The organism is Amedibacillus sp. YH-ame6, from assembly GCF_053848845.1.
Genome location: NZ_JBSPEZ010000002.1, coordinates 81,253 through 107,038, shown reverse-complemented (window position 1 = coordinate 107,038; position 25,786 = coordinate 81,253). Strand labels below are relative to the sequence as shown.

The 25,786-nt window shown below is 33.8% G+C and carries 21 protein-coding genes and 1 other annotated feature; of the genes, 15 read left to right on the top strand and 6 right to left on the bottom strand.

Annotation, left to right across the window (positions count from 1 at the left end; genetic code table 11):
- Positions 1 to 5 precede the first annotated feature (5 nt).
- A complete protein-coding gene (locus tag ACWG0P_RS02165; RefSeq protein WP_455800278.1) occupies positions 6 to 1,676 on the bottom strand; it encodes an aryl-sulfate sulfotransferase in 1,671 nt (556 codons plus the stop codon).
- 20 nt (positions 1,677 to 1,696) lie between these two features.
- Positions 1,697 to 3,181 carry a DUF1846 domain-containing protein gene (locus tag ACWG0P_RS02160; protein WP_455789880.1) on the bottom strand — a complete coding sequence of 495 codons (1,485 nt, stop codon included), beginning with the start codon at positions 3,179 to 3,181 and terminating at the stop codon, positions 1,697 to 1,699.
- A gap of 265 nt (positions 3,182 to 3,446) precedes the next feature.
- Here ACWG0P_RS02160 and ACWG0P_RS02155 point away from each other — a divergent pair, with 265 nt between their 5' ends.
- On the top strand, positions 3,447 to 4,709 hold the full coding sequence (locus tag ACWG0P_RS02155) for a UDP-N-acetylglucosamine 1-carboxyvinyltransferase (protein WP_455800277.1): 1,263 nt from the start codon (positions 3,447 to 3,449) through the stop codon (positions 4,707 to 4,709).
- A gap of 272 nt (positions 4,710 to 4,981) precedes the next feature.
- On the opposite strand, the gene ACWG0P_RS02150 is transcribed toward ACWG0P_RS02155, so the two are convergent.
- Both ACWG0P_RS02150 and ACWG0P_RS02145 read right to left on the bottom strand, forming a co-directional pair.
- Positions 4,982 to 6,103, bottom strand: coding sequence for an NlpC/P60 family protein (locus tag ACWG0P_RS02150; RefSeq protein WP_455800276.1), 1,122 nt, complete (start codon positions 6,101 to 6,103; stop codon positions 4,982 to 4,984).
- 254 nt (positions 6,104 to 6,357) lie between these two features.
- A complete protein-coding gene (locus ACWG0P_RS02145) occupies positions 6,358 to 8,217 on the bottom strand; it encodes a transglycosylase domain-containing protein (RefSeq protein WP_455800275.1) in 1,860 nt (619 codons plus the stop codon).
- 831 nt (positions 8,218 to 9,048) lie between these two features.
- Here ACWG0P_RS02145 and ACWG0P_RS02140 point away from each other — a divergent pair.
- From ACWG0P_RS02140 to fba, 5 genes are all read left to right on the top strand, one after another.
- A complete protein-coding gene (locus tag ACWG0P_RS02140) occupies positions 9,049 to 9,459 on the top strand; it encodes a DUF1934 domain-containing protein (protein ID WP_455800274.1) in 411 nt (136 codons plus the stop codon).
- Entirely contained in the window at positions 9,456 to 11,099 is a 1,644-nt protein-coding gene (gene argS / locus ACWG0P_RS02135; RefSeq protein ID WP_455800273.1) for an arginine--tRNA ligase, read from the top strand. The genes ACWG0P_RS02140 and argS overlap by 4 nt, the downstream gene beginning before the upstream one ends.
- A gap of 14 nt (positions 11,100 to 11,113) precedes the next feature.
- The gene (gene rpoE / locus ACWG0P_RS02130) at positions 11,114 to 11,449 is read left to right on the top strand and encodes a DNA-directed RNA polymerase subunit delta (protein WP_455800272.1); all 336 of its coding nucleotides are present in this window, start codon (positions 11,114 to 11,116) and stop codon (positions 11,447 to 11,449) included.
- 615 nt (positions 11,450 to 12,064) lie between these two features.
- Positions 12,065 to 13,066 carry an Rpn family recombination-promoting nuclease/putative transposase gene (locus tag ACWG0P_RS02125; protein ID WP_455800271.1) on the top strand — a complete coding sequence of 334 codons (1,002 nt, stop codon included), beginning with the start codon at positions 12,065 to 12,067 and terminating at the stop codon, positions 13,064 to 13,066.
- 181 nt (positions 13,067 to 13,247) lie between these two features.
- Positions 13,248 to 14,114: a class II fructose-1,6-bisphosphate aldolase gene (gene fba / locus ACWG0P_RS02120; protein ID WP_455800270.1), complete on the top strand. Its 867-nt coding sequence runs from the start codon at positions 13,248 to 13,250 to the stop codon at positions 14,112 to 14,114.
- A gap of 45 nt (positions 14,115 to 14,159) precedes the next feature.
- Here fba and ACWG0P_RS02115 read toward each other — a convergent pair whose 3' ends face one another.
- Positions 14,160 to 14,846 carry a VanZ family protein gene (locus ACWG0P_RS02115; RefSeq protein ID WP_455800269.1) on the bottom strand — a complete coding sequence of 229 codons (687 nt, stop codon included), beginning with the start codon at positions 14,844 to 14,846 and terminating at the stop codon, positions 14,160 to 14,162.
- Between the two features lie 199 nt (positions 14,847 to 15,045).
- Here ACWG0P_RS02115 and ACWG0P_RS02110 point away from each other — a divergent pair, with 199 nt between their 5' ends.
- The 9 genes from ACWG0P_RS02110 (at position 15,046) to ACWG0P_RS02070 (ending at position 24,999) form a co-directional block, all read left to right on the top strand.
- Positions 15,046 to 16,533 (top strand): RDD family protein, encoded by a 1,488-nt coding sequence (locus ACWG0P_RS02110; protein WP_455800268.1) that lies wholly within the window; start codon positions 15,046 to 15,048, stop codon positions 16,531 to 16,533.
- Positions 16,534 to 16,633: 100 nt separating this feature from the next.
- On the top strand, positions 16,634 to 17,878 hold the full coding sequence (locus ACWG0P_RS02105) for an MFS transporter (protein WP_455800267.1): 1,245 nt from the start codon (positions 16,634 to 16,636) through the stop codon (positions 17,876 to 17,878).
- Between the two features lie 13 nt (positions 17,879 to 17,891).
- Entirely contained in the window at positions 17,892 to 18,947 is a 1,056-nt protein-coding gene (locus ACWG0P_RS02100) for an ArsR/SmtB family transcription factor (RefSeq protein ID WP_455800266.1), read from the top strand.
- Positions 18,948 to 19,002: 55 nt separating this feature from the next.
- Positions 19,003 to 19,202 (top strand) — a binding site (T-box leader).
- 37 nt (positions 19,203 to 19,239) lie between these two features.
- Complete coding sequence (metG, locus tag ACWG0P_RS02095) at positions 19,240 to 21,192, top strand: methionine--tRNA ligase (RefSeq protein WP_455800265.1); 1,953 nt, start codon at positions 19,240 to 19,242, stop codon at positions 21,190 to 21,192.
- A 153-nt stretch (positions 21,193 to 21,345) separates the two neighbouring features.
- Positions 21,346 to 21,720, top strand: a complete 375-nt coding sequence (locus ACWG0P_RS02090; RefSeq protein WP_455791119.1) for a GntR family transcriptional regulator — start codon at positions 21,346 to 21,348, stop codon at positions 21,718 to 21,720.
- Entirely contained in the window at positions 21,713 to 22,606 is an 894-nt protein-coding gene (locus ACWG0P_RS02085; protein ID WP_455791120.1) for an ABC transporter ATP-binding protein, read from the top strand. The genes ACWG0P_RS02090 and ACWG0P_RS02085 overlap by 8 nt, the downstream gene beginning before the upstream one ends.
- Complete coding sequence (locus ACWG0P_RS02080; RefSeq protein WP_455800264.1) at positions 22,587 to 23,966, top strand: hypothetical protein; 1,380 nt, start codon at positions 22,587 to 22,589, stop codon at positions 23,964 to 23,966. The genes ACWG0P_RS02085 and ACWG0P_RS02080 overlap by 20 nt, the downstream gene beginning before the upstream one ends.
- A 120-nt stretch (positions 23,967 to 24,086) precedes the next feature.
- Complete coding sequence (rpmE, locus tag ACWG0P_RS02075) at positions 24,087 to 24,290, top strand: 50S ribosomal protein L31 (RefSeq protein ID WP_455791122.1); 204 nt, start codon at positions 24,087 to 24,089, stop codon at positions 24,288 to 24,290.
- A gap of 115 nt (positions 24,291 to 24,405) precedes the next feature.
- Positions 24,406 to 24,999, top strand: coding sequence for a thymidine kinase (locus ACWG0P_RS02070; RefSeq protein ID WP_455791123.1), 594 nt, complete (start codon positions 24,406 to 24,408; stop codon positions 24,997 to 24,999).
- Between the two features lie 15 nt (positions 25,000 to 25,014).
- Here the strand turns inward: ACWG0P_RS02070 and ACWG0P_RS02065 are convergent, their stop codons facing one another.
- Positions 25,015 to 25,650: a transaldolase family protein gene (locus tag ACWG0P_RS02065; protein WP_455800263.1), complete on the bottom strand. Its 636-nt coding sequence runs from the start codon at positions 25,648 to 25,650 to the stop codon at positions 25,015 to 25,017.
- Positions 25,651 to 25,786: the final 136 nt, after the last annotated feature.

The window sequence follows — 25,786 nt, the reverse complement described above, 5'->3', positions numbered from 1 at the left end:
TGGATTTATTTATGAAAGTAGAATCCATCAAATGTATATTTATAAACTCGATAAATGAAGTTTTCCGCATCCATATCAAAGGATTGTATAAGAACATGGTTACTATCATATTCTTGAAAATTCATCGCAGTACCACTATTCACAAGGGTGTTTGTACTTGTATCTTGAGCGCTTGATACATAGCTTGAAAATGGTACATCGAAACTATCTACTAAGGTATAAGTTTTCGCATTCTCATCCACAAGATACTTATAATATTTACTAACTGCGCTGTCGTCAGGCTTGCTAGAGACGCAACCTTCTATTTGACTCCAATCATAAGTTGTATTTGTTGTACTGTATCCGTAATTGTTATTGAACATATAAAGATAATATTGACCATCTTCTAAAGAAGCGTCTTTCACATAAGTAACTGAGTGTTGACCAGTTTGTGAATCGAACTCGCCTACTTTACTTAACAATAAGTCCGCATAAGAGGTATCTTCCCAGAAAGTATCCTCACCAATCATATAGTCCATTTGAATGTCGCTATAAATATTCTTTAATTTCATAATTGTTGATGTTTCTCTAGAACTTACAACAATCTGTTCATCACCAAGCCATTGAATGGTATTTAAGTGGGCCCAATCCCATGTACCATCCACTTTTGAAGTAGATGCTTTATAATCGGGTAACAAGTCACCTAAATCACACACAAGAGTTACTTCTTTTGTGGTTACGTTTAGTTTTATAATGAAATCTTCTTCTGTATCAGATGTTGTATCTGTTGCAAGAATCAACAAGTTTCCATCGTCATCAAATACATAATCATGATGTAGTTCGTAATCACCCAAATCATAAGTATTTGTTATTTGTCCTAATGCGTTCATTTGCGCTATTTTGGTTTTGTTGTAACTATAATACATGACATCATCTTTAAATACTAAACGATGAGATCGATATTCTTCAATTGGAACTTCTCCACGTAAGGTTCCATTTTCATCATAGAAGTACATGAAATCTTCTTCGCTGCTATCATTTCCTAGGATGACATAAAGTCCATCGCTCACTTCTTCACTTGAAGTTCCGTCGGTTTTTTCTAATTGTACTTCTTCATTGCCTAACAAACCACCCATGATATAGGAATATGAATACTCTTTTGTAGTTCCATCTTCATAAGTCAACTGGAAGGTTATTGTATTATCTGTATGTGGAATAAGCCCAATGAGCTGTGCTTCATGTATGGTCGTATATGATCCATCAATGGTACGAGTGAAGTTTTTAATGGTATCATCACTGACATGAATTGTGTAAGATACTTTAGCAGGGGTGCCTGTCGTAAAATATGCGTACATAGAAAGTGTGTTGGTGCCATACGGGTTATAGATCAATAGCGGAGAAGTTTCGTCATAAGTAGTGGAAGCCTTCATGTTCTCGATGTTATCCTCAATTTCAATTTGCACAGACGTGTCGTAAATGGTACTTACATTTTCGCTCGTTTCATAGGATTTTGCATAAATGATACCATTATCTTTTTCAAAGAAGCTAGGGCGTAAGGCCCACGCTCCTATACATACTGCGGCAGCTACTAACATAACTGCAATTTCCTTTTTCTTCATTTTCATCACCATAGATATTGTAGCAATACAATGTGTTGGCTGTTTGAAGATAGATTGAAGGATGTTTGAATAGAACATGAAAAAAAGCGCATGCGCGCTTAATGATGATACAATTTTTTTGTTTGGTACTTGTTTTCGCATGTAAGATTCATATGTAATTTACGGAATGTATTCGCATCTACGGATGATAAGATAACCGTGCTATGTGCTTCACAACTAGCAAGACGATCCAACATTTGAAGTGCTAAATGAGATACTGGATTTGTTGTGGCAGAAATAGATAAAGCGATTAAGACTTCATCGGTATGTAATCTTGGATTAGAGTTTCCCAAGGTATTTACTTTTAATTTTTGAATAGGCTCAATAATATTAGGAGAAATCAAAGGTATTTCATCGTTGATATTTCCTAATGCCTTTAAGGCGTTTAATAATGCGGCAGAACTTGCTCCTAATAAAGAAGTTGTTTTACCTGTAACGATTCTTCCATCAGGAAGTTCGATAGCCACTGCAGGAGCACCTGTTTCTTCTGCTTTTTCAAGTGCTGGAGAAACAACTTTGCGTTGCATTGGTGTAATGTTTGTTTGAGACATAATCATTTCGATTTTCTTAATCGTATCTTCTGTTGTATGTCCCTTTGTATAATCTACTCTTGCTTTATAATAACGACGAGTGATTTCATCCACACTAGCTTCTCTTGCGGCATCATCATCAAAAATACAATAGCCAACCATATTCACACCCATATCGGTAGGAGATTTATAAGGGCTCTTTCCTAAAATCTTCTCAAACATTGTGTTTAATACTGGGAATATTTCCACATCACGATTATAGTTTACGGTCGTTTCACCATATGCTTCTAAATGGAATGGGTCAATCATGTTAATATCATTTAAGTCTGCGGTTGCGGCTTCATATGCTAAGTTTACAGGATGTTTTAATGGTAAATTCCAAATAGGGAATGTTTCAAATTTCGCATAGCCTGCTTTTACTCCACGTTTATGTTCATGGTACAACTGGGATAGACATGTTGCCATCTTTCCAGATCCAGGACCAGGTGCTGTCACTACTACCAAAGGTTTGGTTGTTTCAATATATTCATTTTTTCCATATCCTTCATCCGATACAATTAAAGGAATGTTGTTTGGATATCCAGGAATGATATAATGCAAAAAGACTTTGATTCCAAGATGTTCTAATAAAGATTTGAATGCTTCCGTAGAAGTTTGGTTTGTATATTGTGTAATAACTACACTTCCTACATACAATCCTGTATCTCGGAAAGCATCAATTAATCGAAGAACTTCTACATCATAAGAAATTCCCATATCACTACGAATTTTATTCTTTTCAATGTCATATGCACTAACTGCGATGACAATTTCAACTTGTTCTTTCAGTTCCAATAACATTTTTAACTTGCTATCAGGTTGGAAACCAGGTAATACCCTCGAGGCATGGTGGTCATCAAAAAGCTTTCCTCCAAATTCCAGATATAACTTGTCTCCGAAACTACTGATACGCTTTAGGATATGTTCAGACTGAAGTTTTACATATTTTTCATTATCAAAAGCACGCTTTTTCATTTAACCACTCCTTCTCTCTATAAATCTGTTATATTATATCAAAATTATACTGCTTTTACTAATCAAATATTAAAAAAATTAGGAAAATCTTGATATCGTTTCAATGGTAAGAAAATATGAAAAAAAATAGCTATATCTGTTCAAATGCTTTATAATATAAATGCAGTATTTGATGAAAAAAATGTATAAATTCATAAATTCCTATAGAATAGGCACAATATTCATACAGGATCTATAAAATAGTAGTAGTGGAAGGAGAATATAAATGGAAGAAGTAATAAAAATTGAAGGAAAACATAAATTAAATGGGACGGTGAGAATCAGTGGATCGAAGAATGCGACGGTGGCTTTGATACCGGCTGCTATTTTATCAAATGGTCCTGTTACCATTTGTGGTGTACCAAATATATCAGATGTTCAATCTTTATCAGTATTATTGAGAGAACTTGGAGTTGAGGTGGATATTCGTTCTTCGGATACAATTGTCATTGATCCTAATGAAATGGAAAATAAGCCTGTTATTCATGAAGCAGTAAATAAGCTTAGAGCTTCTTATTACTTTATGGGTGCATTGTTAGGAAAATATGGACACGTGGAAATCAAAATGCCAGGAGGCTGTTATTTAGGACCTCGTCCTATCGATCTTCATTTAAAAGGATTTGAAGCATTAGGCGCAAGTGTGAAATACGATCATGGATCTTATATATTACATGCAGATGAGTTGGTAGGCACCAATATATTTTTGGATATTGCTAGTGTAGGCGCAACAATCAATATTATGATGGCTGCAGTATATGCAAAGGGAAGAACAACCATTGAGAATGCGGCGAAAGAACCTGAAATTATAGATGTGGCAACACTGCTTAATAAAATGGGTGCGAATATTCGTGGAGTTGGTACGAATGTTATCATTATCGATGGAGTGAAAGAGTTGAGTGGATGTTTCCATGAAATTATTCCTGACCGCATTGAAGCTGCGACGTATATTGTGATGGCTGCGGCTGCAGCAGATGATGTTGTTATTGATAATATCATTCCACATCATTTAGAAGCTTTATTATCAAAATTGAAGGAAATTGGGATTACAATGGAAATCGGTGTAGATAATGTGCGTATTACCAAAAGTGAAAACATTATAGCAACAGATATAAAAACATTGCCTTATCCAGGGTTTGCGACAGATATACAACAACCATTAACGACCTTATTAACACAAGCTACTGGACAATCCATTATAACAGAGACAATTTATACAGAACGTTTTAAGCATTGTCATGAATTGAATAAAATGGGTGCTAATATCAATGTTATGATACCTAGCTCCTTTGTGAGCGGACCTACACCATTATCTGGAGCGGAAGTATGCGCAACAGATTTACGATGTGGGGCTAGTCTTGTAATTGCTGGGTTAATTGCGGATGGTGTTACAACCATACGTAACATCTATCATATCGAAAGAGGATACGAACATATTGATGATAAACTCTTAGCTCTTGGGGCAAAGATTTGGAGAGAAACAATCGAATAATAACAAAAAGAAGACCATTCGCGAGTATAGAATGGTCTTCTTTTTGTGCATGCTACAAAAGGAAAATATTTGCAACTGAGGGTTGCATAGAAACAAATGCTTTTAAATTCATTTTAAGCGTCTTTCATTATATGGGGGTAATCAAAGTGTGCGACTGACTAAAATATCTCTTAAAACGCTTAAAAAGTGTAATTCTTTCTATTTAATTCCTTAAGAAATGTTAAGAAATGGTTAAAAAAGAAAAAAAGAAGGAAATTTTCCTTCTTTTCATGTTATCCACCTACACGAATATATGTTGGAGAACCACTAATGTAAACTGAAGCTACAACAGTTTGGTTTCCTAAATATCCACCGTGTACAGCTTGACCATTACCGATATAAACGGCAATATGTCCTGGGTAGTAAATCAAGTCTCCTGGTTGAGGATTACTTGTAACTGATCCTAATGAAAGGTAATCAGCTGGCCAACCATGGAAATTAATTCCTACAGAAGCTAATGAATTTGAAGCTAAAGCAGTACAATCCTGGTAAACACCAACCTGAGCTAATGCTGCACCAGCAATACCACCTTTTGCGGATGGAAGATTTGCACTAGAGCTAGATCCAGTAGAACCTCCATTAGAATTTGTAGTTTTTGTTTCTTTGATTTCAGTAGCAACACCGTCTGCATCGAATTCATAACCTGCATATTCAGTGTCTGTAGCTGCAAATCCTTGTTTGTTGAAGTAGTATTTCTTTCCATCGATTTCTTTCCAACCATGAATCATATTTCCATAGTCATCACAATAAGCTTTTTCATCACCGATTTTTTTCCAACCTTTTGTGATTGTTCCATCATCGTTGAAGTTATACTTTTGTCCATCAATTTCAATTTCACCTGAAGCTAATGCTCCATTGTTGAAATAAACTTTTTTACCATCTACAGTTACCCAGCCTTGCTGTAATTTACCAGCATCGCCGAAATTGTATGTTTTACCATCAATTGTTTGAACACCTGTAAGTTCTGCACCAAATTCGTTATAGTAAGAATCGTTTGTTTTGTTCCAACCTTGTGGCAATACACCATCTTTTTGGAAGTAATAACGTTTCCCATCAATAATTTGAGTTCCTGAAACTTTTACGCCATCAGCGTTAAAGTAATATTTAGCACCATTGATAACTTTCCAAGCACTAGTAATAGGATGTCCACTTGCGTTTACATAGTAAGCACCGTTTTCATCAAATACCCAGCTATTTACTTTTTCTTTGCCTTCAGCAATAAACACTTTCTGAGATCCAGTTCCGTGCCATCCTTCAGCATTTTGAGCAGCAAATACTGTTGTTACACCTGATGCAGCTGTAGCTACACAGACGATCAACGCTACTTTTTTTGTATTTCGTTCGATAAAATTCATCTCATCACCTCGATATCAACGTCCTCATTGTAACAAAGCAAATTTTTAATTGCAACCCCTAAATTTTGAAATCTTTCATTTTCGTAAGATTCCTGGAGGTCTTCAATTCGGTCCTCGGCTTTTGTTTATAGGCTCATATGACGTTTTAGAAATATTTAAAAATTTTTTAATTTTTTTTTGAATTTTATGCAAAATTGGGTTATATTTGTCGATTATAGTATATATTTGGGTGTTTTTTGCTTTATATACCTCACTTATTTTAGGAACCAATAGGTAGAACCATCATTTTTTTCTTCTCCACTAATAGGATCTACGGTTTTTGCGATGATTTCATCGCTAGGTTGATACCATACACCTGTGCGTGATGTATATAATGCATTGAATGTATCCTTGAATATAGATTTGCTCAGTTTAAAGTATTGGGTACCTAATTCTCGATTGTCATCGAAACCCGTCCAAATACCAACGGTATATTCTGGGTTGAAACCAATCACTAAGGAATCCCAATCACTCGTGCCAGATTTTACAGCGACTTTCACATCTGGTTGATATCCATACATACTTGGCCATGTATAGGATTTGTTTTTGATATCGTAAGTTGCGGTTAGCATTTGATCAAGAACCAGTGTTTCATCACGATTCAATAATCGTTTAGGTTCTTCAGGTTTCTTATAAATGACTTTGTTCTTATTGCTGATCTGTTTAATCATGGATGGTTCTGTATACAAGCCCTCACTTGCGAAGGTGTTATAGATACGACTCAGTTGTGCTAAGGACATGCTGACTGTGCCCAATGCTTGTGAAGGTGTGGGAGTAGATTGTTTAATTCCAAAATCTAGAAGTGCATTATGCAATGTGTTGATTCCCAAAAACATGTGTGTTTTTTCCGCATATATATTATCCGATAAAGCGATTGCATTAATCATGGATATTTTTCCATTCGCATAGACATCTCCATAATTGGTGGGTGAGTATTCTTCGTTTCCGTCTAAATGAAACTGTGTCCTTTCTGATGTGAATTGGGATGCAGGAGTAAATCCATTTTGTAAGGCACAGTAATACAGAAGTGGTTTAATAGTACTTGCGACTTGCCTAGAACTATTCAATGCTCGATTGTACTGAGAGATTGTATAATCCTTTCCTCCAGATATTGCTAAAATGTTTCCGGTGAATGGCTGTGTAATAATACCAGCAGCTTCGATATCACTATCCATAGATACATTATTCTTAATGGCGTCGGTTAATGTTTGCTGTACTTCAGGATCATAATATGTGTATATGTGTAGCTCCTGGTTAAAATCAAGATCCATCTTACTGATTTGTTGAATAATCGAATCAATGTAATACTGATCGATTCCGATTGATTTATTTTTTGTTGAGTCCGCAAGATGGAGTGTTTCACTTAGCGCCTTGGCTTTTTCTTCAGAAGATATGACACCGTTATTTTCAAGAACACCTAGAATTAATTGCTGTCTTTTAATCGCGTTATCTAAATGTAGAAACGGGGAGTAGATACTTGGGCCATTTGGAATGCCAATAAGCATTGCCGTCTCTGCGATAGAGAGTTCATCTAACGTTTTATCAAAGAAATACTTTGCTGCAGAATTCACACCATATACTCCATGGCCAAAGTAAACGGTGTTCAAATAACCTTCAAGAATTTCTTTCTTGCTATATTGCATTTCTAGTCGAGCAGAGTACAACATCTCTTGTACCTTACGTTGGACATTTTGTTCATTGGTTAGAAATAGGTTCTTTGCATATTGCTGTGTAATTGTCGAACCACCTTGCAATATATCACCATGCGATATATTTGTAAGTAGAGCTTTTGAAATTCTTATGGGATCTATACCTGCGTGATATTCAAATCGTTTGTCCTCAACACTGACAAATGCGTTTTGTACAAACTGCGGTATTTTTGAGATAGGGGTCCATTGCATATCTTTCTTGAAATTTGATTCATACATTACATTCCCATTTGTATCATAGATGGTAATGTTCTTACGTTGTTCATCCAAGGATAGTCGATCAACGAACGCATATATATAAATACCTCCGATGATTGATAAGATAGCAAAGATAACGACAAAGGAAACTTTTCTAAAGACTTTCATAGCATCACCCCTTATGCTTATAGTTTGAACAGTCTTTATGATTTTAAACAAAAGATGGAATAGAATCCAAATTATAATTATACAATATTCTACTTTTATAATATTATCTCTTGAAAAGAATTAAATAGCTATAAATGTATTTAATTCTATAAGATTTAATACTGTGAAAAAATTTCACAAGAAGTGCAGAAATATTTTATAATCTAAGCAAGTTAATCTTATATTACAAAAGTGGAATATACAAAAATTATAATTTATAATGAAAAGTACATTAAAAATATAAGTGGTATATTTGTCTAGTATCATATGGAATAATCAGTAACAAATTTGTGTTTTTTTGCTATATATAATATAAGGAAGAGTTTTACGAAAATAGGGCCATTTTTTGCCAGTGCAAATGAGGTGTGTTTTTTCAGAAAATTTTAAAGAATTATTGCTATATATAATATAAGGAAGAGTTTTTGTATTTTTGGGCATTTTTGACATAAAAATATACTGATTTTTTTGATCCAAAAACATACACTAGAAAGGTATGCTTGAAAAAATAGCATCACAACGATAAACGTCTGATAAAAAATAAAGGTTTACGAACAAAACTTAATACTCTACTTTTGGAGTATAAAGAGTGTTTGTTGCATTATGTTCTAAGTGAAAACTATATTCCAAAATGGTAATATAGTTGTGCATAATTTTAAGAAATAGTTTCAAATAAAAAGTGAATTACTATACGATATAAAGTATTTTTAAGCATAGGATAAAGAAAAACAAGAAAAAAAGAAAATAAAATGGTAAAAAAGTATTGCACGATATGATAATTCTGCTATAATGCTCATGATAAGTGGTGAAAATGTGAAAAAACAAGCGATTGTAAAGCAGAAAAATTTGAATACACAAGATAAGTCCATCATGTATAAAGGAACCATCAATTATGTACATACAAATTCATGCACATCTCTATCATATCTTGAATATGATGACAGTGCAGAAGTGAATGTTGAAGCAAGTGAAAACATGTTGATAATCAGAAGGAAAAGTGATGTCTCTTCTGAACTGTGCTTTGTTTGTAATGAACTTACACAGGGTACACTAATGACAGAATTTGGAATTATAGAAATTGAAATAAACACACACAAGTATATTAGGAAAGATAAAACAATTGCTATTGAATATGATATACTTCAAAATGGTATGATATTAGAAAGCTATCGCATTATATGGGATATAAAGGAGGAGACAAAGTGAATCAAATCGAGAGTAATTTAAAGAAGGCACTGTCTTCAGCAGTATTAAAAGTATTTGAAATCGAAGTAGATATGGACACAATCGTGATTGAAATTCCAAAGGATAAAGATCATGGTGATTACTCAACGAACATTGCTATGCAACTCACAAGAACATTGAAGAATAATCCACGCGTAATTGCGCAGTCTATCATTGATGCATTAAACTATGAAGAAGCTTCTATTGAAACATGTGAAATTGCAGGTCCAGGATTTATTAACTTTGTGATCAAAAATACATCCTTGGCTGAAATTATTCAAAAAGTTTTAATTGAAGGTGATGCATTTGGTTCTAGTGACTCTGGGCAAGGTATGAAAGTGAATGTTGAATATGTATCTGCAAACCCTACAGGTGATTTACATTTAGGTCATGCACGTGGTGCAGCTTGGGGGGATAGTATCACTCGTTTGATGAATGCTAGTGGATACGATGTTTGTCGTGAATATTATGTAAATGATGCAGGGAATCAAATTGTTAATTTAGGATTGTCACTACAAGCTAGATATCGTGAATATCTAGGATTGCCATTTTCTTTACCAGAAGATGGGTATCATGGTGAGGATGTAAAAAATATCGCAATTGAAATTGCGAAAGAGTATAAAGATACTTATGTTGAAGAAACACAAGAACATATAAAATTCTTCAAACAAAAAGGAATTGAATTTGAATTGGATAAGATTAAGAGAGATCTTGATTATTTCCGTGTTCATTTTGATGTATGGAGTAGTGAACAAAGTATTCGTGATGACGGTAAAGTGGAAAAATCTTTGGCTCTTCTTGAAGAAAAAGGATTACTCTATGAAGAAGAGGGTGCTCTTTGGTTTCGTACAACAGACTTCAAAGATGATAAAGATCGTGTATTAAGAAAAAATGATGGTTCTTATACATATCTTGTACCTGATATTGCATATCATAAGGATAAGTTAGATAGAGGGTATGATTTATTAGTGGATTTGTTAGGTGCAGATCACCATGGCTATATCCCTCGTTTAAAGGCAAGTATAGAGGTGTTAGGCAATGACCCAGACAAACTACAGGTGGACATCATTCAGATGGTACGTCTAGTGGAGAACGGGGAAGAGGTCAAGATGAGTAAACGTCTTGGTAATGCTGTTACGATTCGTGAGTTATGTGATGAGGTAGGAGTGGATGCGGTACGTTACTTCTTTGTACAAAGAGCAGTTGATACACACCTAGACTTTGATCTTGGTCTTGCGAGAAAACAAAGTAATGATAATCCTGTGTATTATGCACAATATGCGCATGCACGTATTTGTTCCATTCTTCGTCAAGCTCCTGATATGAAAGAAGCAACGAGTTTTGAATTATTAACACATGAAAAAGAAATTGCTTTAATGAAGTATATCAATGAGTTCACAAATGTTGTAAGCGATGCTGCACGCAATCGTGCTCCGCATAAGGTTTGTAACTATATACAGAAACTGGCACAGCATTTCCACAGTTTCTATAATGCTTGTAAAGTTATCGATCAAGAACACGAAGAATTATCTTCACAGCGTCTTGCTCTTTTAAAAGCAACTAAGATTACACTAAAGAATGCGTTATATCTTGTCGGTGTAGATGCCATAGAGAAAATGTAGGAGGAAAAATTCTTATGAAAAAGGCAATGATTGATGTAGCTTATGACTTAATGAAACCTAAGAAAAAAGCTATCGTATTTATAAAATTATGGGAAGAAGTATGTCAGATAATGGCATTTACAAAAGAACAAGAAGAGGATAATATCGCTCAGTTCTATAGTGATTTATCATTGGATGATCGTTTCGTAAATGTAGGAAGCAATCAATGGGATTTAAGAGAGCGTCATACGTATAAAGAAGTTGTCGTAGATACAGAAGAAATCTTAATTGATGAATCTGACGATGATGATAGCGATAGTTATGATGATTCTGAAGAAGTAGAAACAAAAGAAAAAGATGACGAATACTAACGCACGATTGTGCGTTTTTATTATATATTAAGATATTGGTTTCATCACCAAACAATTTAAGGCATTGATTAAGAGATGTTTTAGAAGTATAAGAATAGAAAAAGGTAATAATGAATTGTACGAAAAAAGATGATCAGGAATATGTAGCATTAAAGGATGAATGAAGTCAATTGCTTTATCTTTAGTAAGATTTTTTCATTTTTATGATTATATTAAAACCGCAAAAAAGGATTGTCTTTTCTAGAGTGTTCAATAATTCTATTTTCCGTTATAGTAGGATTAGAGTCACATCGTATGCAATAATTCGCACATCTATTCATATCTTTACTATGTTTGTGTTGATTGTTTTCTGGATTATCTTGCATCGTACGAGTATAAACATAAATTCATTATCCTGTTCTTTGTATATTTAATTTTGAAGAGATTTAAAAGAAGAAACAAGGGGGTCTTTGAGTAGCCTAAAAAATTCATATGGAAATATAGTATGAATTTTTTTAATTTACTATCCATTTTGTTTACTTTTACATATGTATTATAAAGTTTGTTAATTTTTTAGGATTTTTAAAATTCATCTCGTATATGTAAAGTGTAAGAACAAAAAAGGAGATGATACATATGGCTACAAAAGATGTAACTAAAGTAAGCTATAAAAATGATGTGTTCTTCAAATTCGCTCTATCTTCACAAGATGAAGATTCCAAAATGATTCGTCACTTTATGATTAAGGAGATTACAGGGATTGATCCAGTGGATAGTATTGTGGTAAATCCTGAAATGAATCCGGAAGAACTTGCAGGAAAGAAAATCATATTGGATGTACACGTAAAAGATATCCATGGAAATGAATATGACATGGAGATGCAAGTGGAAGGATTACTTACAAATCTAACGAATCGATTCGAGTATTATGGCGCAAAGATGTTAGAGAAACAACTAAAGGAAGGTGAAGATTATTTAGATTTAAAACCAGTGTATCAAATTATCTTTATGGATAACTATTCTGAAGATAAAGGAAAACTGATTATGAAGTATCAAATGAGAAATGAAGAGGGAAAGGTAGAAAGCGCACACGCCTTAATACATAGAACGTACATTCACTTACCTGTGATAAACGATATTGTAAAGGCTAAAAAGATGGAAGAATTAACTGGTTTCGAACAAATGTGTTATCTCTTTAAAAACAATGAAGACGATGATATAATAAAGACGACGGAAAGCGTGGTGAGAAAGCTTATGGAAAAACATGAAAGAATGTCTAATGATGAACAGATATGGACACTTGCAGAACAAATCCAGATGGCAGAAGCACAACAAAAAGCCATTCAACAAGGATATTATGATGAAGGATTGAAAATAGGAGAGGAGAAAGGCAAAGAAGAAGGGCTAAAAGAGGGCAAAGAGGAAGGGTTAAAAATAGGAGAGGAAAAAGGACTAGAGAAAGGCATTGTAATTGGATTAAATAGTGGTTATAGTAAGCTTTTGAATCAACTTATGCAAACAAAATTTGATATAGATGTGTCTTCTTGGTTATCGACATTAAGCATGGAACAACTGCAACAAGTATCCCAATTGCTAATGAGTGCACAAACCTTTGAAGAAATAAAAAACGCTATTTAGACAAGACACGATCTTGTCTTTTTTCATGAGTCTAAGAAAAAAATGAGAAAAATAGAGAATCACAAGCCTATGAAAGTCTTTACATTGCATAATAAACTAAGAGAATATTAAAATAACCTTTTCAAAAAGGTAAAAATGAAGTAGAATAAGAGTGTAAAAATGATAAAAGGAGGAATTATTTATGGCATTAGTTTCAGCAAAAGATATGATCGATAAGGCTCATGCTGGTCATTACGCAGTAGGAGCATTCAACATCAACAACATGGAATGGACCAAAGCTATTCTACTTGCAGCAGAAGAATCAAAATCACCAGTTATGTTAGGTGTTTCTGAAGGTGCAGGAAAATACATGTGTGGATTCAAAAGCGTCGTTGCAATGGTGAAAGAAATCCATGATTTCTTAGGAATCACTGTTCCAGTTGCAATTCATTTAGATCACGGTTCTTATGAAGGTGCAAAAGCTTGTATCGAAGCTGGTTTCACTTCAGTAATGTTTGATGGTTCTCACTATGCATTTGAAGAAAACTTAGCAAAATCAAAAGAAATGATCGAACTAGCTCACTCAAAAGGAATCTCTATTGAATGTGAAGTTGGTGGAATCGGTGGTGAAGAAGATGGTGTTACTTCTATGGGTGAACAAGCAGATCCTAAAGAATGTGCTACTATCGCTGAATTAGGTGTAGACTTCTTAGCTGCTGGTATCGGAAATATCCATGGTAAATACCCTGCAGACTGGAAAGGTCTTAACTTTGAACGTTTAGGAGAAATCCAAGAAGCTACAAATGGTAAACCATTAGTATTACACGGTGGTTCAGGAATCCCTGCTGATCAGATCGCAAAAGCAATCGATTTAGGTGTTTCTAAAATCAACGTTAACACAGAATTACAGTTAGAATTTGCTGCAGCGACTCGTACATACGTAGAAGCTGGTAAAGACCAAGAAGGTAAAGGATACGATCCACGTAAACTTTTAAAACCAGGTGCTGATGCAATTCAAGCTAAAGTTACAGCTATGATGAAAGAATTCGGTTCTACAGGAAAAGCTTAATAACGAAAATTAGAGTTATAAAAAGAAGGTTGGAAAACCTTCTTTTTAACGTATCATATCCATTCCTTTACGAAGGAATGGAATTTTTAAAATGCAAAAGACGCTCATAGAACCAACCACATTTAAAATGAAATCATCAATATCCATTGCCCCAGTTCCACTTAGAAATTGAAGTATCTCTACACATGCGACTAAAACACTTATAATTCCTAAAAACCGCAAGAAGGTTATATTTTTATGTATGACCTTTATGAAGAATGCAAAGGGCATAAATGCAATCAGATTTCCAAATATATTAATGAATGAATATTGTCCATATGCTTGATCATTATAAACCGTTAACATATCATCGATAGAAGAAAAAGGTTTCAGATTTACACCATATTCCCATGTGTATCGTAGATATGATAGGTATTCATCTAAACTTTGAACATACAATCCTCTTCTATTAAAGTTTTTGGAAAAAAATAAGAGATATGCCAAGAATATCAAATAGATAATGAAGATGAAGCGCCACATATGTTTTTTTTGAATATGGATGGAACTATTTTCATGGAGAAGGTAAACCGATAAGAATGTGAATACTGTAATAAGTATTGCTATATTGATAAAGATAGATGTATGAACATAATCATTTATATGAAAAATAAACAAGTAAAAATATAGGAGGGTAAAGCTAATGGCAGCTATGCAACATACTGCAGTGGATATGTTTTTTCTAGATGTTTTCATAAGCTACCTCCTTTGTTTTCTTATCATACAAAATATCAATTAACTTAACAAGAACAAAATGCTTAACATTTCCTTAATAATAGAAATGGCATATACAAATTGCGATTCTGTAGTATAATATCATTGTATATTATGTTCAAAATCATAATTATATATGATTTTACATACGTTAATAAATGAAAGCAAACAGGTGATCCATATGAAACAGAAAGAGAAATCTGCTAATTCCATGAACATAAAGCAGTACTATGAAGAAAAAGGCTACCGATTGTTAAATAAGTCTGATCTGGTCAACCGTTTCTTTTCTTTTGCAGTAGATGTTATTGTGATGTTGGCGCCTATTATGATATGGGATATTATCATGATGGCAGTTCTAGGAAGTATCGTAAGTGTTTCTGGAATTGTAATTGTGAATATTATCATAGGTATCTTATTGGTATGTACAATCCTTTGTCTAAATGCTTATATATATACGCAAACAGAGGGACAAAGCCTAGGTATGCGGATGTTCAAGTACAAAGTAATATCAAAAAACGGAAAGAATGCTTCAAAAGGGAAATTGATTTTAAGAGAAGTTGTTGGATTTGATATTCCATTTGTTGTGTTAATGATTTTCTTTAATGCTTTTGGAGTTGTGTTTTATTGGGGGATTAATGCAATTATTTTAATCCTAAATAACAAACAACGAACACTTGTAGATTTTATCTTTGGTACTCGTGTTGTAGGTCTTATGGAAAATGTACAAGTTACCAAGAGATCAGTTGAAGGTACACAGGTAATCACTCCAAAGAAAGTGGTTATGGAAAACTGTCGATTCGATCTTCATTTGCACTCGAACTTTAGTGTAAATGGGGAATATAATATAGAAGAAATTTTCCAGATGGCTGCGAAGAAAAACTTAAAAACTATTTCAATTACAGATCTTGACTGTGCAAAACAAAACAGCATTGCGATGCGTATGAGTAAACTGTACCATGTAAACTATGTTCCAGGTATTGAGATTAACTGTGATTTACATGGATACCGTATTCGTGTATTAGCATATTTTATCCAATACAATAATGAATTATTCGCAACTATTGAAAATGAAAGCTTAGTAAATGAAAAGAATGCAAGTATCGAACGTGTGCGTAAATTTGAAAAACTACTAGGTCAACGGATTGATATTAATCGCTTATTAAAAAACAATCGTTTCCAAAAGATTCCTGGAGAACTTATCGCAAAACATGTATTAACTCGTTCAGAGTATGAAGATTGTCCACTTTTACAACCATATCTTATGGGAAGTAAAAAAGAGCAAGCGGTACGCAATTTGGTGAAGGATTTCTTTGCCTATGGAAAACCTTGTTATGTAGCAGTAAAATATCCATTGTTGGAGGATGTGTTAGATGTTATCCATTTAACAGAGGGTGTGGCAGTACTTGCATATCCAGGAAAACTATTAACAAATGGAGAACAGTTAATGAATGAAGCAATTGGTATGGGCATCGAAGGTATTGAAGTATTCCATCCAGCTCATAGCAAAAAAGAAATGGCAGACTTGTTGCAATATGCAATGAAACATAAACTATTTATTACTGGTGGTAGTGGATTCTACAATCAAGATGGCGGCGTTCAAATGGGAGAATTTCATTGCCCTAAAGATGCGCAACGAGTAATAGAAGAATTTATAGAAGCCAAAGCATAGGATGATGAAATATTCATCCTTTTATTTATCTAATAACGATGTTTGACATTCATCGAATATATGATATTATATAGGTATCTAACATTGGAGGTAGATGAGTATGAAACAGGGATATCGTATTATATTTAAACAAAAATTATTCATGCGAAGTATTTGTGCGAACTTAATCAATCGCTTTGGAGATTCTGTGGACGCAATTGCGTTTAGTTGGCTCGTCTATGCAATTACAAACTCTGCAGCATGGTCTGCTATTGTGCTTGGTGTTAACTTATTGCCAAACATTGTTGTACAACCAATTGCTGGTGCCATTGTAGAACGCCTATCTAAGAAAAGAGTAATTGTTGTTTGTGATATTGCACGAGGAATTATGACTGCGTTCATTCTGATACTTTACCTGGGAAATAACTTATCTCCATGGGTATTACTTGGAATCACGTTTATAAATAATACATTTGAATCCTTCCGTAGTCCTGCGAGTACTTGTTTTGTACCTATGATATTGAAAGAAGAACATTATGAATTCGGATTATCATTTAATCAATCTAGCTCTCGTGTTTGTGAACTTGTGGGAATTGGGCTAGCTGGTGTGATCATTGCGGCTTTTGGTATTCAAGGAGCTATCATTATCGATATGTTAACGTTCCTCTTATGTGCCGCTATCATTGCGAGCATTCCTGTAAAAGAAGAACTACAAAGAACAGCGAATACGGTTCTTAATAGTATAAAGGTATGTATTTCAGATTTGAAAGATGGTCTAAAGTATCTTATAAAATCAAAAATCGTTTTTATGATTAGTATTATTGCGTGTATCATCAATATGGCGCTTGTGCCTATTAACTCCTTTCAAGCACCATATATTAGTGGTACATTAAATGCTCCTGTCTATGTCTTATCTATGATGTCGATGGGAATGAGCATTGGGATTGCAGTTGGGGCATTCTTATATCCTTACATTCATAAGGCTATTAGCAATCGTATGATATTATTGGGAGGGGGAGTTGCGATTGGAAATTATTATGTAGGACTTTCAGGGATTGCGTTGATGGATAGTTTAATTTTAGTAATGACTTCAATTGTTGTGATCAATTTAATCTTTGGAGTTTTTATAGGTGCAATGATTGCGATGAATGGTGTTGTTTTTATGGAATATGTGGAAAAGACATATCTTGCGAGAGTAAGTGCTATCTATGGAGCACTGGCAATGTTAGGAATGCCAATACTTTCTTTCATAATGAGTGGAATAAGCAATTATGTGGATGTATCTACAATATTTACGATATTCGGTATATTTACAATTCTAATCTTTATTGGTATGATGTTCGTGAAGTCTATTAAAGACATATAGTGAGGTAAGTATAATGACAGAGTATAGTATGCAGACTCAAATCATATATGAGTGTGTGAGTTATATAGAACAATTTATAAATCCTGGAGAAAACTTTCATGGACTTGAACGCTATTGTATCAACGATCAAGAAAAAATGACAATCCAACAGTTACGAGAGGTTTGTAAGTGTATAGGGGAAATCTTCATGAAGAAATATGCAGAACAAGTATTTCTGTTTACCTATATTAATCCAGAAAAATGTATATCTCCAGTAAAGGCACTCTTATTTGGTCAGCTGGATTTTTTAGGTACGGACTATAAGAAACAACTACAAGATTTACAAGCATACTATCTAGCATCACCACAACGTGTATTAGATGAAATTATTGAAAGTGAAAAAGGGCAACCTGTTGAAGAAAACATGGATATGTCTCAATATATGCAAGCAATGAATGAATTGTTGATAAGTGATGAAACAAAATGGAAATTATATTCCTTACAAAATGAAATACCTCAAATCTTTATACTTCTAAAAGATATGGTAGAATCAAGTGTTTCAATCCTAGAAGAACATCAAGATATTTATGATAGATTTTTAGTTTTGTATAGAGAAGAACTAAAGCAAGCTGATGAAAAAGGATTTTTTGAAACCCTGACGCAAGCGATTGGTTACTATACAAATAATGAGAATATTTATATGATTCCTTCTGTAGCAGCGTGTAAAACCATCAGCTTTGTAGATCGAAAAGAAGGAAAAGAATGTGTACTATATGGAATAGGCACCTATCGTAGAATTTGTGCTGATGCAAATATTAGTGATGAAGATATTTGTAGTACGTTGAAACTGGTTAGTGATAAAAGCAAGTTTGATATTTTACGTTTTATCGCACAAGATAAAGCATATGGAGCACAGATTGCACAAGAGTTGAAACTATCAACTCCAACGATTTCATATCATATGCAAGCACTCTTATGTGCACAACTTGTAACTTATGAAAAAAGTAACAACAAACTCTATTATGATTTAAATAGGGATTATCTAAGAACTTTCCTACAACAAGTAAAGGAACGTTTATTAAACGAATAAGCACAAGAAATCCATATTTATCTTGTGTTCTTCATAAGAATTCTATATAATACTGTTAAAGGTAAAGATAGGAAGAGTATTTCTAAAACATTGCGTAGAGAGTGGATATTTGGTGAAAGTCCAACATTGTGATAGAGAGAACATGGGCCTAGAACTGTTTTTCTGAATAATTAAGAAAGAACGTATATCGGCGTTAACGATTAGAGGTATGCTTGCATACGAATAAAGGTGGTAACGCGAACTTTCGTCCTTTGGCGGAAGTTTTTTTATATCTAATAAGGAGGTAATGATTATGTGTAATGAATGTAAAAAAGGGAAGTATTATATCACAACAGCAATCGCTTATACGTCAGGTAGACCGCATATTGGGAATACATACGAAATTGTTTTGACGGATGCAATTGCAAGATACAAACGTCAACAAGGGTATGATGTGTTCTTTCAAACAGGAACAGATGAACATGGACAAAAAATTGAAGAGAAAGCAAAAGAAGCTGGCATCACACCAAAGGAATTTGTGGATGGTGTCGCAAAAATTGTAAAAGATAACTTCGATATGATGAATACATCGTATGATTATTTTGTACGTACGACAGATGATTATCATGAACTACAAGTTCAAAAAATCTTTAAGAAGCTTTATGAACAAGGAGATATTTATAAGAGTAAATATGAAGGAATGTATTGTACTCCATGTGAATCTTTTTGGACGGAGAGCCAACTTGTGGATGGAAAGTGTCCCGATTGTGGAGGAGAAGTTCATAAGGCAACAGAGGAAGCGTACTTTTTCAACTTACAAAAATATGCAGATAAATTGATTCAACATATTGAAGAACATCCTGAATTTATTCAGCCAGAATCTCGTAAGAATGAAATGATCAATAACTTCTTGAAACCAGGATTACAAGATTTATGTGTTTCTAGAACATCTTTTAAATGGGGAATCCCTGTAGATTTTGATCCTGATCATGTAGTCTATGTTTGGATTGATGCATTAAGCAATTATATTACATCTCTTGGTTTTGATGTGGATGGTAATCATGGAGAGAACTATAAGAAGTTCTGGCCAGCGGATGTGCATATCATAGGAAAAGATATCTTACGCTTTCATACTATCTATTGGCCAATTATGTTAATGGCATTAAATGAACCACTTCCAAAACAAGTATTCGGTCATCCATGGCTATTAGTTGGAGATGGAAAAATGTCAAAATCCAAAGGAAATGCCATTTATGCCGATGAACTTGTAAAATACTTCGGAGTAGATGCTGTTCGTTACTTTGTATTGCATGAAATGCCATTTGCACAAGATGGTACTATTACATGGGATCTATTAGTAGAACGTATCAATTCAGATTTAGCAAATGTTCTTGGTAACTTAGTAAATCGTACAATCTCTATGCAGAATAAATACTTCAATGGAGTTATTTCCAATCCAATGGAAGGTGATCCATTAGATGCAGAATTGATTGAACTTGCGATTGCGACAGTACACAATGTAGAAGAAAAGATGGATGGACTTCACGTTGGAGAAGCTATTGATGAAATCTTCACATTATTAAAACGTTGTAATAAGTATATCGACGAAACGACTCCTTGGGCACTTGGAAAAGATGAGGCACAAAAAGATCGTTTAGCAACTGTACTATATAATCTGTTAGAAAGCATTCGTTTTGCGGCAGTCTTGTTGCATAGCTTCATGCCAGAAACATCAGAGAAGATTCTAGAACAATTAAGTACTTCTAGAGATAGTGTGGATTCTTTAAAAGAGTTTGGACAATTAGAATGTGGTCATACCGTTGAGGCAAAACCAAGTATTCTATTTGCTCGTATTGATCCAAAAGAATTTATGGACACATTAGAAGCTGATCATAAACAAGCTGAAACTAGTGCGAAACCTGAAAAGAAGGCACCTAGCAAAGAGGAAATCACAATCGAAGACTTTACAAAAGTAGAGTTGAAAGTTGGGACAATCTTATCCGCAGAAAAGCATCCTAAAGCAGATCGCTTGTTAGTGGAAAAAATTGATCTAGGTGATGAAGTACGTCAGATTGTAAGTGGGATTGCGGGAACTTTTACTGCTGATGAAGTTGTTGGTAAGAAAGTAATTGTTGTCACAAATTTGAAACCAGTTAACTTACGTGGGGTAGAGAGTCAAGGAATGATTCTTTGCGCGAGTACAAAAGAAGACTTGGATATTGTTACGATTTTAAAAGATCTTCCAAATGGAACAAAAGTTAGTTAAGTAAAAATGCAGAATTTTCTGCATTTTTTTTACTCTCTTTAGGCATAATTCCTGTGATTAAAAATTCGAGTTGAATATTAATGTTGACACATCTTGAATAATAGTGTACTGTATTAGTGTAAGTAGTACACTAATACAGTTGGAGGCGATACTATGTTTGTTGTTGATACGCACAGCAAGCTTCCCATTTTTGAACAACTTAAGAAACAAATTTTGGAGTTCATATCCATCGGAATTTTATCCGCTAATGATCAATTACCAAGTGTACGATCTTTAGCAACACAGATAGGTGTAAATCCCAACACAGTTTCAAAAGCATATCAAGAATTGGAAGAACAAGGTTATATCTATACAGAAAAAGGCAAGGGATGTTTTGTTAGTGATAACGAAACAGGCCAATTGATTAAGGCGCAAAAACTCCTTGATTTTCAAACTTCTGTAAAAGAAATGAAACAGCATCATATTCAAAAAGAAGAATTACTAAATGTAATTCAAGATGTTTATAAGGAGGGGATAGAGAATGATTAAGGTACGTTCATTAACAAAGAATTTTGCAGAATCAGTCGTACTTTCAGATGTAAACTTAGAAATAAAAGAAGGAAGTATCTATGGCTTGATTGGTCCAAATGGTGCAGGCAAATCTACTCTTTTAAAGATTATGGCAGGAATCATTAAACCAGAGATTGGAAATGTTTTGATTGATAATGAGGTTGTCTTTGATAATCCAGAGGCTAAGAAAGAGATTATGTTATTAAGCGATGATCCATTCTTCTTCATGAATGCGACCATAAAGGATATGAAAGACTTTTATCAAGCTTGGTATCCTTCCTTTGATGAGGACGCTTATAATCGCTATATTCAAACATTTCGTCTGAATGAAAAAAAGCAGATGAAGAATTTTTCCAAGGGAATGAAGCGTCAAGCATTCATTGCGATTGCATTAGCAATTCGTCCTAAGTATTTATATCTAGATGAAGCATTTGATGGGTTGGATCCAATGATGCGTTTAATCTTCAAACGCGCAGTTGCGGAGCTTTTGGAAGATTCCAATATTACGATTATCATATCTTCCCATAACTTACGTGAACTAGAAGATATCTGTGATACCTTCGGTATATTAGAAAATGGGCAAATTAATACTTCTGGATATATTGATGAAGCAAAAGATAATCTGCATAAGATTCAACTTGCGTTTAAAGAAGAAGTGAAAAAAGAAGATTTTTCAGAATTGGATTTATTATCCATTCAGATACAATCACGTGTTGTAAATATTGTGGTGCGTGGAAATATAGAAAAAATAAGCAATTATCTAGATTCTATGCATCCACTTATGAAAGAGGTTCTAGATGTAAACTTAGAAGAGTTATTCTTATATGAAATGAAAGAAAAGGGGTATGGCGAATATGACGAATGAAATTAAGCGTTATGTAACGTATTTTGCGAAGAGCAATCTTAGAGTCTTCATTCTTGAAATGATTATCATGTTTATCCTTATTCCATTTGTTGTATATAACGAAGCGAATTCTTTGAGGGATTTGAGTCATGGAAGAGAATACTTTACTACAATTGCATCTATGTCGATTTTCATTATGTTTGTACTTTCCATAGGGACTCCGCTTTATATCTTTCGTTACTTGCACAGGAAACAAAGTTGCGACTTATACTTTTCCTTGCCAATTAAAAGAAGCCATCAATTTATAGTACATTATATACTTGGTGCAGTATTGGCACTTATTCCCTTGTATATCAATGGATTTGTGGCAACATTTATTGTATGTATAGGAAATCCTAACTTAATTATTTCTGCATTAGGTTTCTTTGGTACATTAACAATTTCGTTTTTAGTCCTATATTCATTCTTTACCTTTTTAGTTCTAAAATGTAATAATTTATTAGACTCTATTATTATTTCAGGAGCTTATGTTGTCTTGCCAATTTTTATGATTATGTCCCTAGGGATATATTTAAGTTCTAACTTCTTACAAGTATTCGTAAGCTATATTAATATCGCTAATGAACTAGTTTTTGCTGAAAAAATTATCACCTTTGTATTATATCCTTTTTTGGCACTCTCTTATTGTATAGAAGGTAATAATTATTTATTATCTATTACGACAATAGAAATAATTATGTATTCTATATTATGGACATTGATAGGTGTGTTTGTTTTCTATATTGCTAGAAAGGCATACATTGCACGTAGAGAAGAAGATGCAGAACAACGATCAACGGCATTATGTACGTATCCATTTGTGATTATGGCATCAACGATTTCTTTTGTATTACTCGCGTTTGCCTTAGATGTATCCATAGTTGCGCCTACGATTATCATATTTATTCTATATATCATTATGATATTCTTTGCGAATCGTAAAATCAAATTACGCTTAAAAGATATCTTATTCTTTGGCTGTATTTGTATATTCATCTTTGGTTTTAGCTTTATGTTTCAACAAACGAAGGCGTTTGGTTTGGTAAAAGAAGTTCCATCTATTGGAAATGTCACTTCCGCGGGAATGGAAATTAATGATTATTCTGAAGAATCCAATGGAGATTTTTATGATTTTAAAGTGACATCTCAAAAAGACATGCCTGAATTTTTGGATTTACATGAAAGACTATTGAATGATAGTAATAGGGAAGAGGGAAATGAATACTTATTTATACGCATTGAGTATAATTTGAAAGATGGAAGAGAAATCTATCGAAATTACAGTATGGATAAAACCGAATTAAAAAATTTATTGAATACCATTGAAGAAATAAAGAAATAGTATCGATATTTTGACTTCAAATTATGATAAATTCCTCTTGCGTAATTTTATAAGTGTTGTTATAATGATATAGCACTTACTTTAAACCCACCTGAGGTTTAAGGCGGAAGGAGAATACTTATGAAAAAAGGAATACATCCAGAATACAACCGTATCATTGTAAAATGTACAACTTGCGGAGCTGAATTTGAAACAGGATCTATTGCAAAAGAATTACGTGTAGATACTTGTTCAAACTGCCACCCATTCTTCACTGGTCGTCAGAGATTTGCTGCTGCACAGGGACGTATCGAGAAGTTTAACGCAAAATACGGAATGAAATAAGAAAAATTTACAGGAAATGGAAGATCGATAAGGTCTTCTTTTTTTCTTTTCATTTAACTTCAAATATAGGGTTAAATCCGTTATAATAGATAACGATGAATATGAGGTGAAGAAGATGTACCAACAGTATAAAGAAGGATGGTTAGAAGTAATCTCTGGTTGTATGTTTGCAGGGAAAACGGAAGAGTTAATTCGTAGAATTAAAGTGTTGGAATATGCACATAAAAAAATTGCAGTATTCAAACCAAAGATTGATAATCGTTATGATGAAAGTTGTGTTGTTTCCCATTGTGGAAGTATTGTAGATAGCTTTTCCATTACAAAAGCAAAAGAGATCTTTGATTATATCGATGATAGTTATGATGTTATTGCGATTGATGAAGTGCAATTCTTTGATGATGAAGTAGTGGATATTTGTGATTATTACGCTGATAAAGGAAAGCGCGTTATGGTAGCTGGTTTGGACATGGATTTTCGTGGAGAACCATTTAGTGTTATGCCGAAGTTATTTACACACGCTGAGTTTGTCACGAAACTGACTGCAGTTTGTATGAAGTGTGGAGCACCTGCAACTCGTTCACAACGTTTGATTGATGGAGCTCCAGCCAATTATAATGATCCTATTATATTAGTAGGCGCTAGTGAACAATATGAGGCAAGATGTCGTCATTGTCATGAAGTACCAGGAAAAGTTAAGATAAAAAAATAGAGTCCGTAATGGGCTCTATTTATATGATTGAAAGTCTTTGATAAATGTTTCTGCGCCACTTTCTGTAAGTGGGTGAATAAGTGATTTCATATATAAATCATATGGAATCGCAGCATAATCAATATGTAAGTTTGCCAATTGCTCTAAGTGGTGAAGGTGCTTAATAGAAGCCCCTACAAGCTTTGTCTTATATCCTTTCGCAACAATTAAATCTTGAATATCTGCGATTATGGATAAAGCATCCACACCAATTTCTTCATTTCTACCGATAAAGAAAAAGATATAATCACACCCTGCATTGATTGCGGCAAGTGCCTGAGACATATTAAATACGAGTGTTAATGCAGTAGATACACCTTGTTTAGACAATGTGTTTGTTAAACGCAAACCATCTTTTGAGAAATTGATTTTGATAACGATGTTAGGGTTTTTCGCAAGAAATGCTTGTGCTTGCGCTAACATTTCTTCATAGGTACCAATGACCTCTGCACTTAAAAAGGGTACTTCATAATGTTGAACTTTTTCGATGAAATCTTGAATCGAGATTTCTTCTTTTTTATACATACTTGTATTTGCGGTAATTCCACATGCTCCTAAAGATAAAGCATCTTCGATATGTGAAATGTTCGCATCATCAATGAGATATAACATATACATCCCTCCTAGCATAACTATACCAAAAAAGAAGAAGGGAAAGTTCTTCTACCGTGAGAGCTTTCTACCTCAATGAAGCGGTAAAATATACACACTGTTCTTTTTTTCCTTAATGATATGGAAACAGACTCAT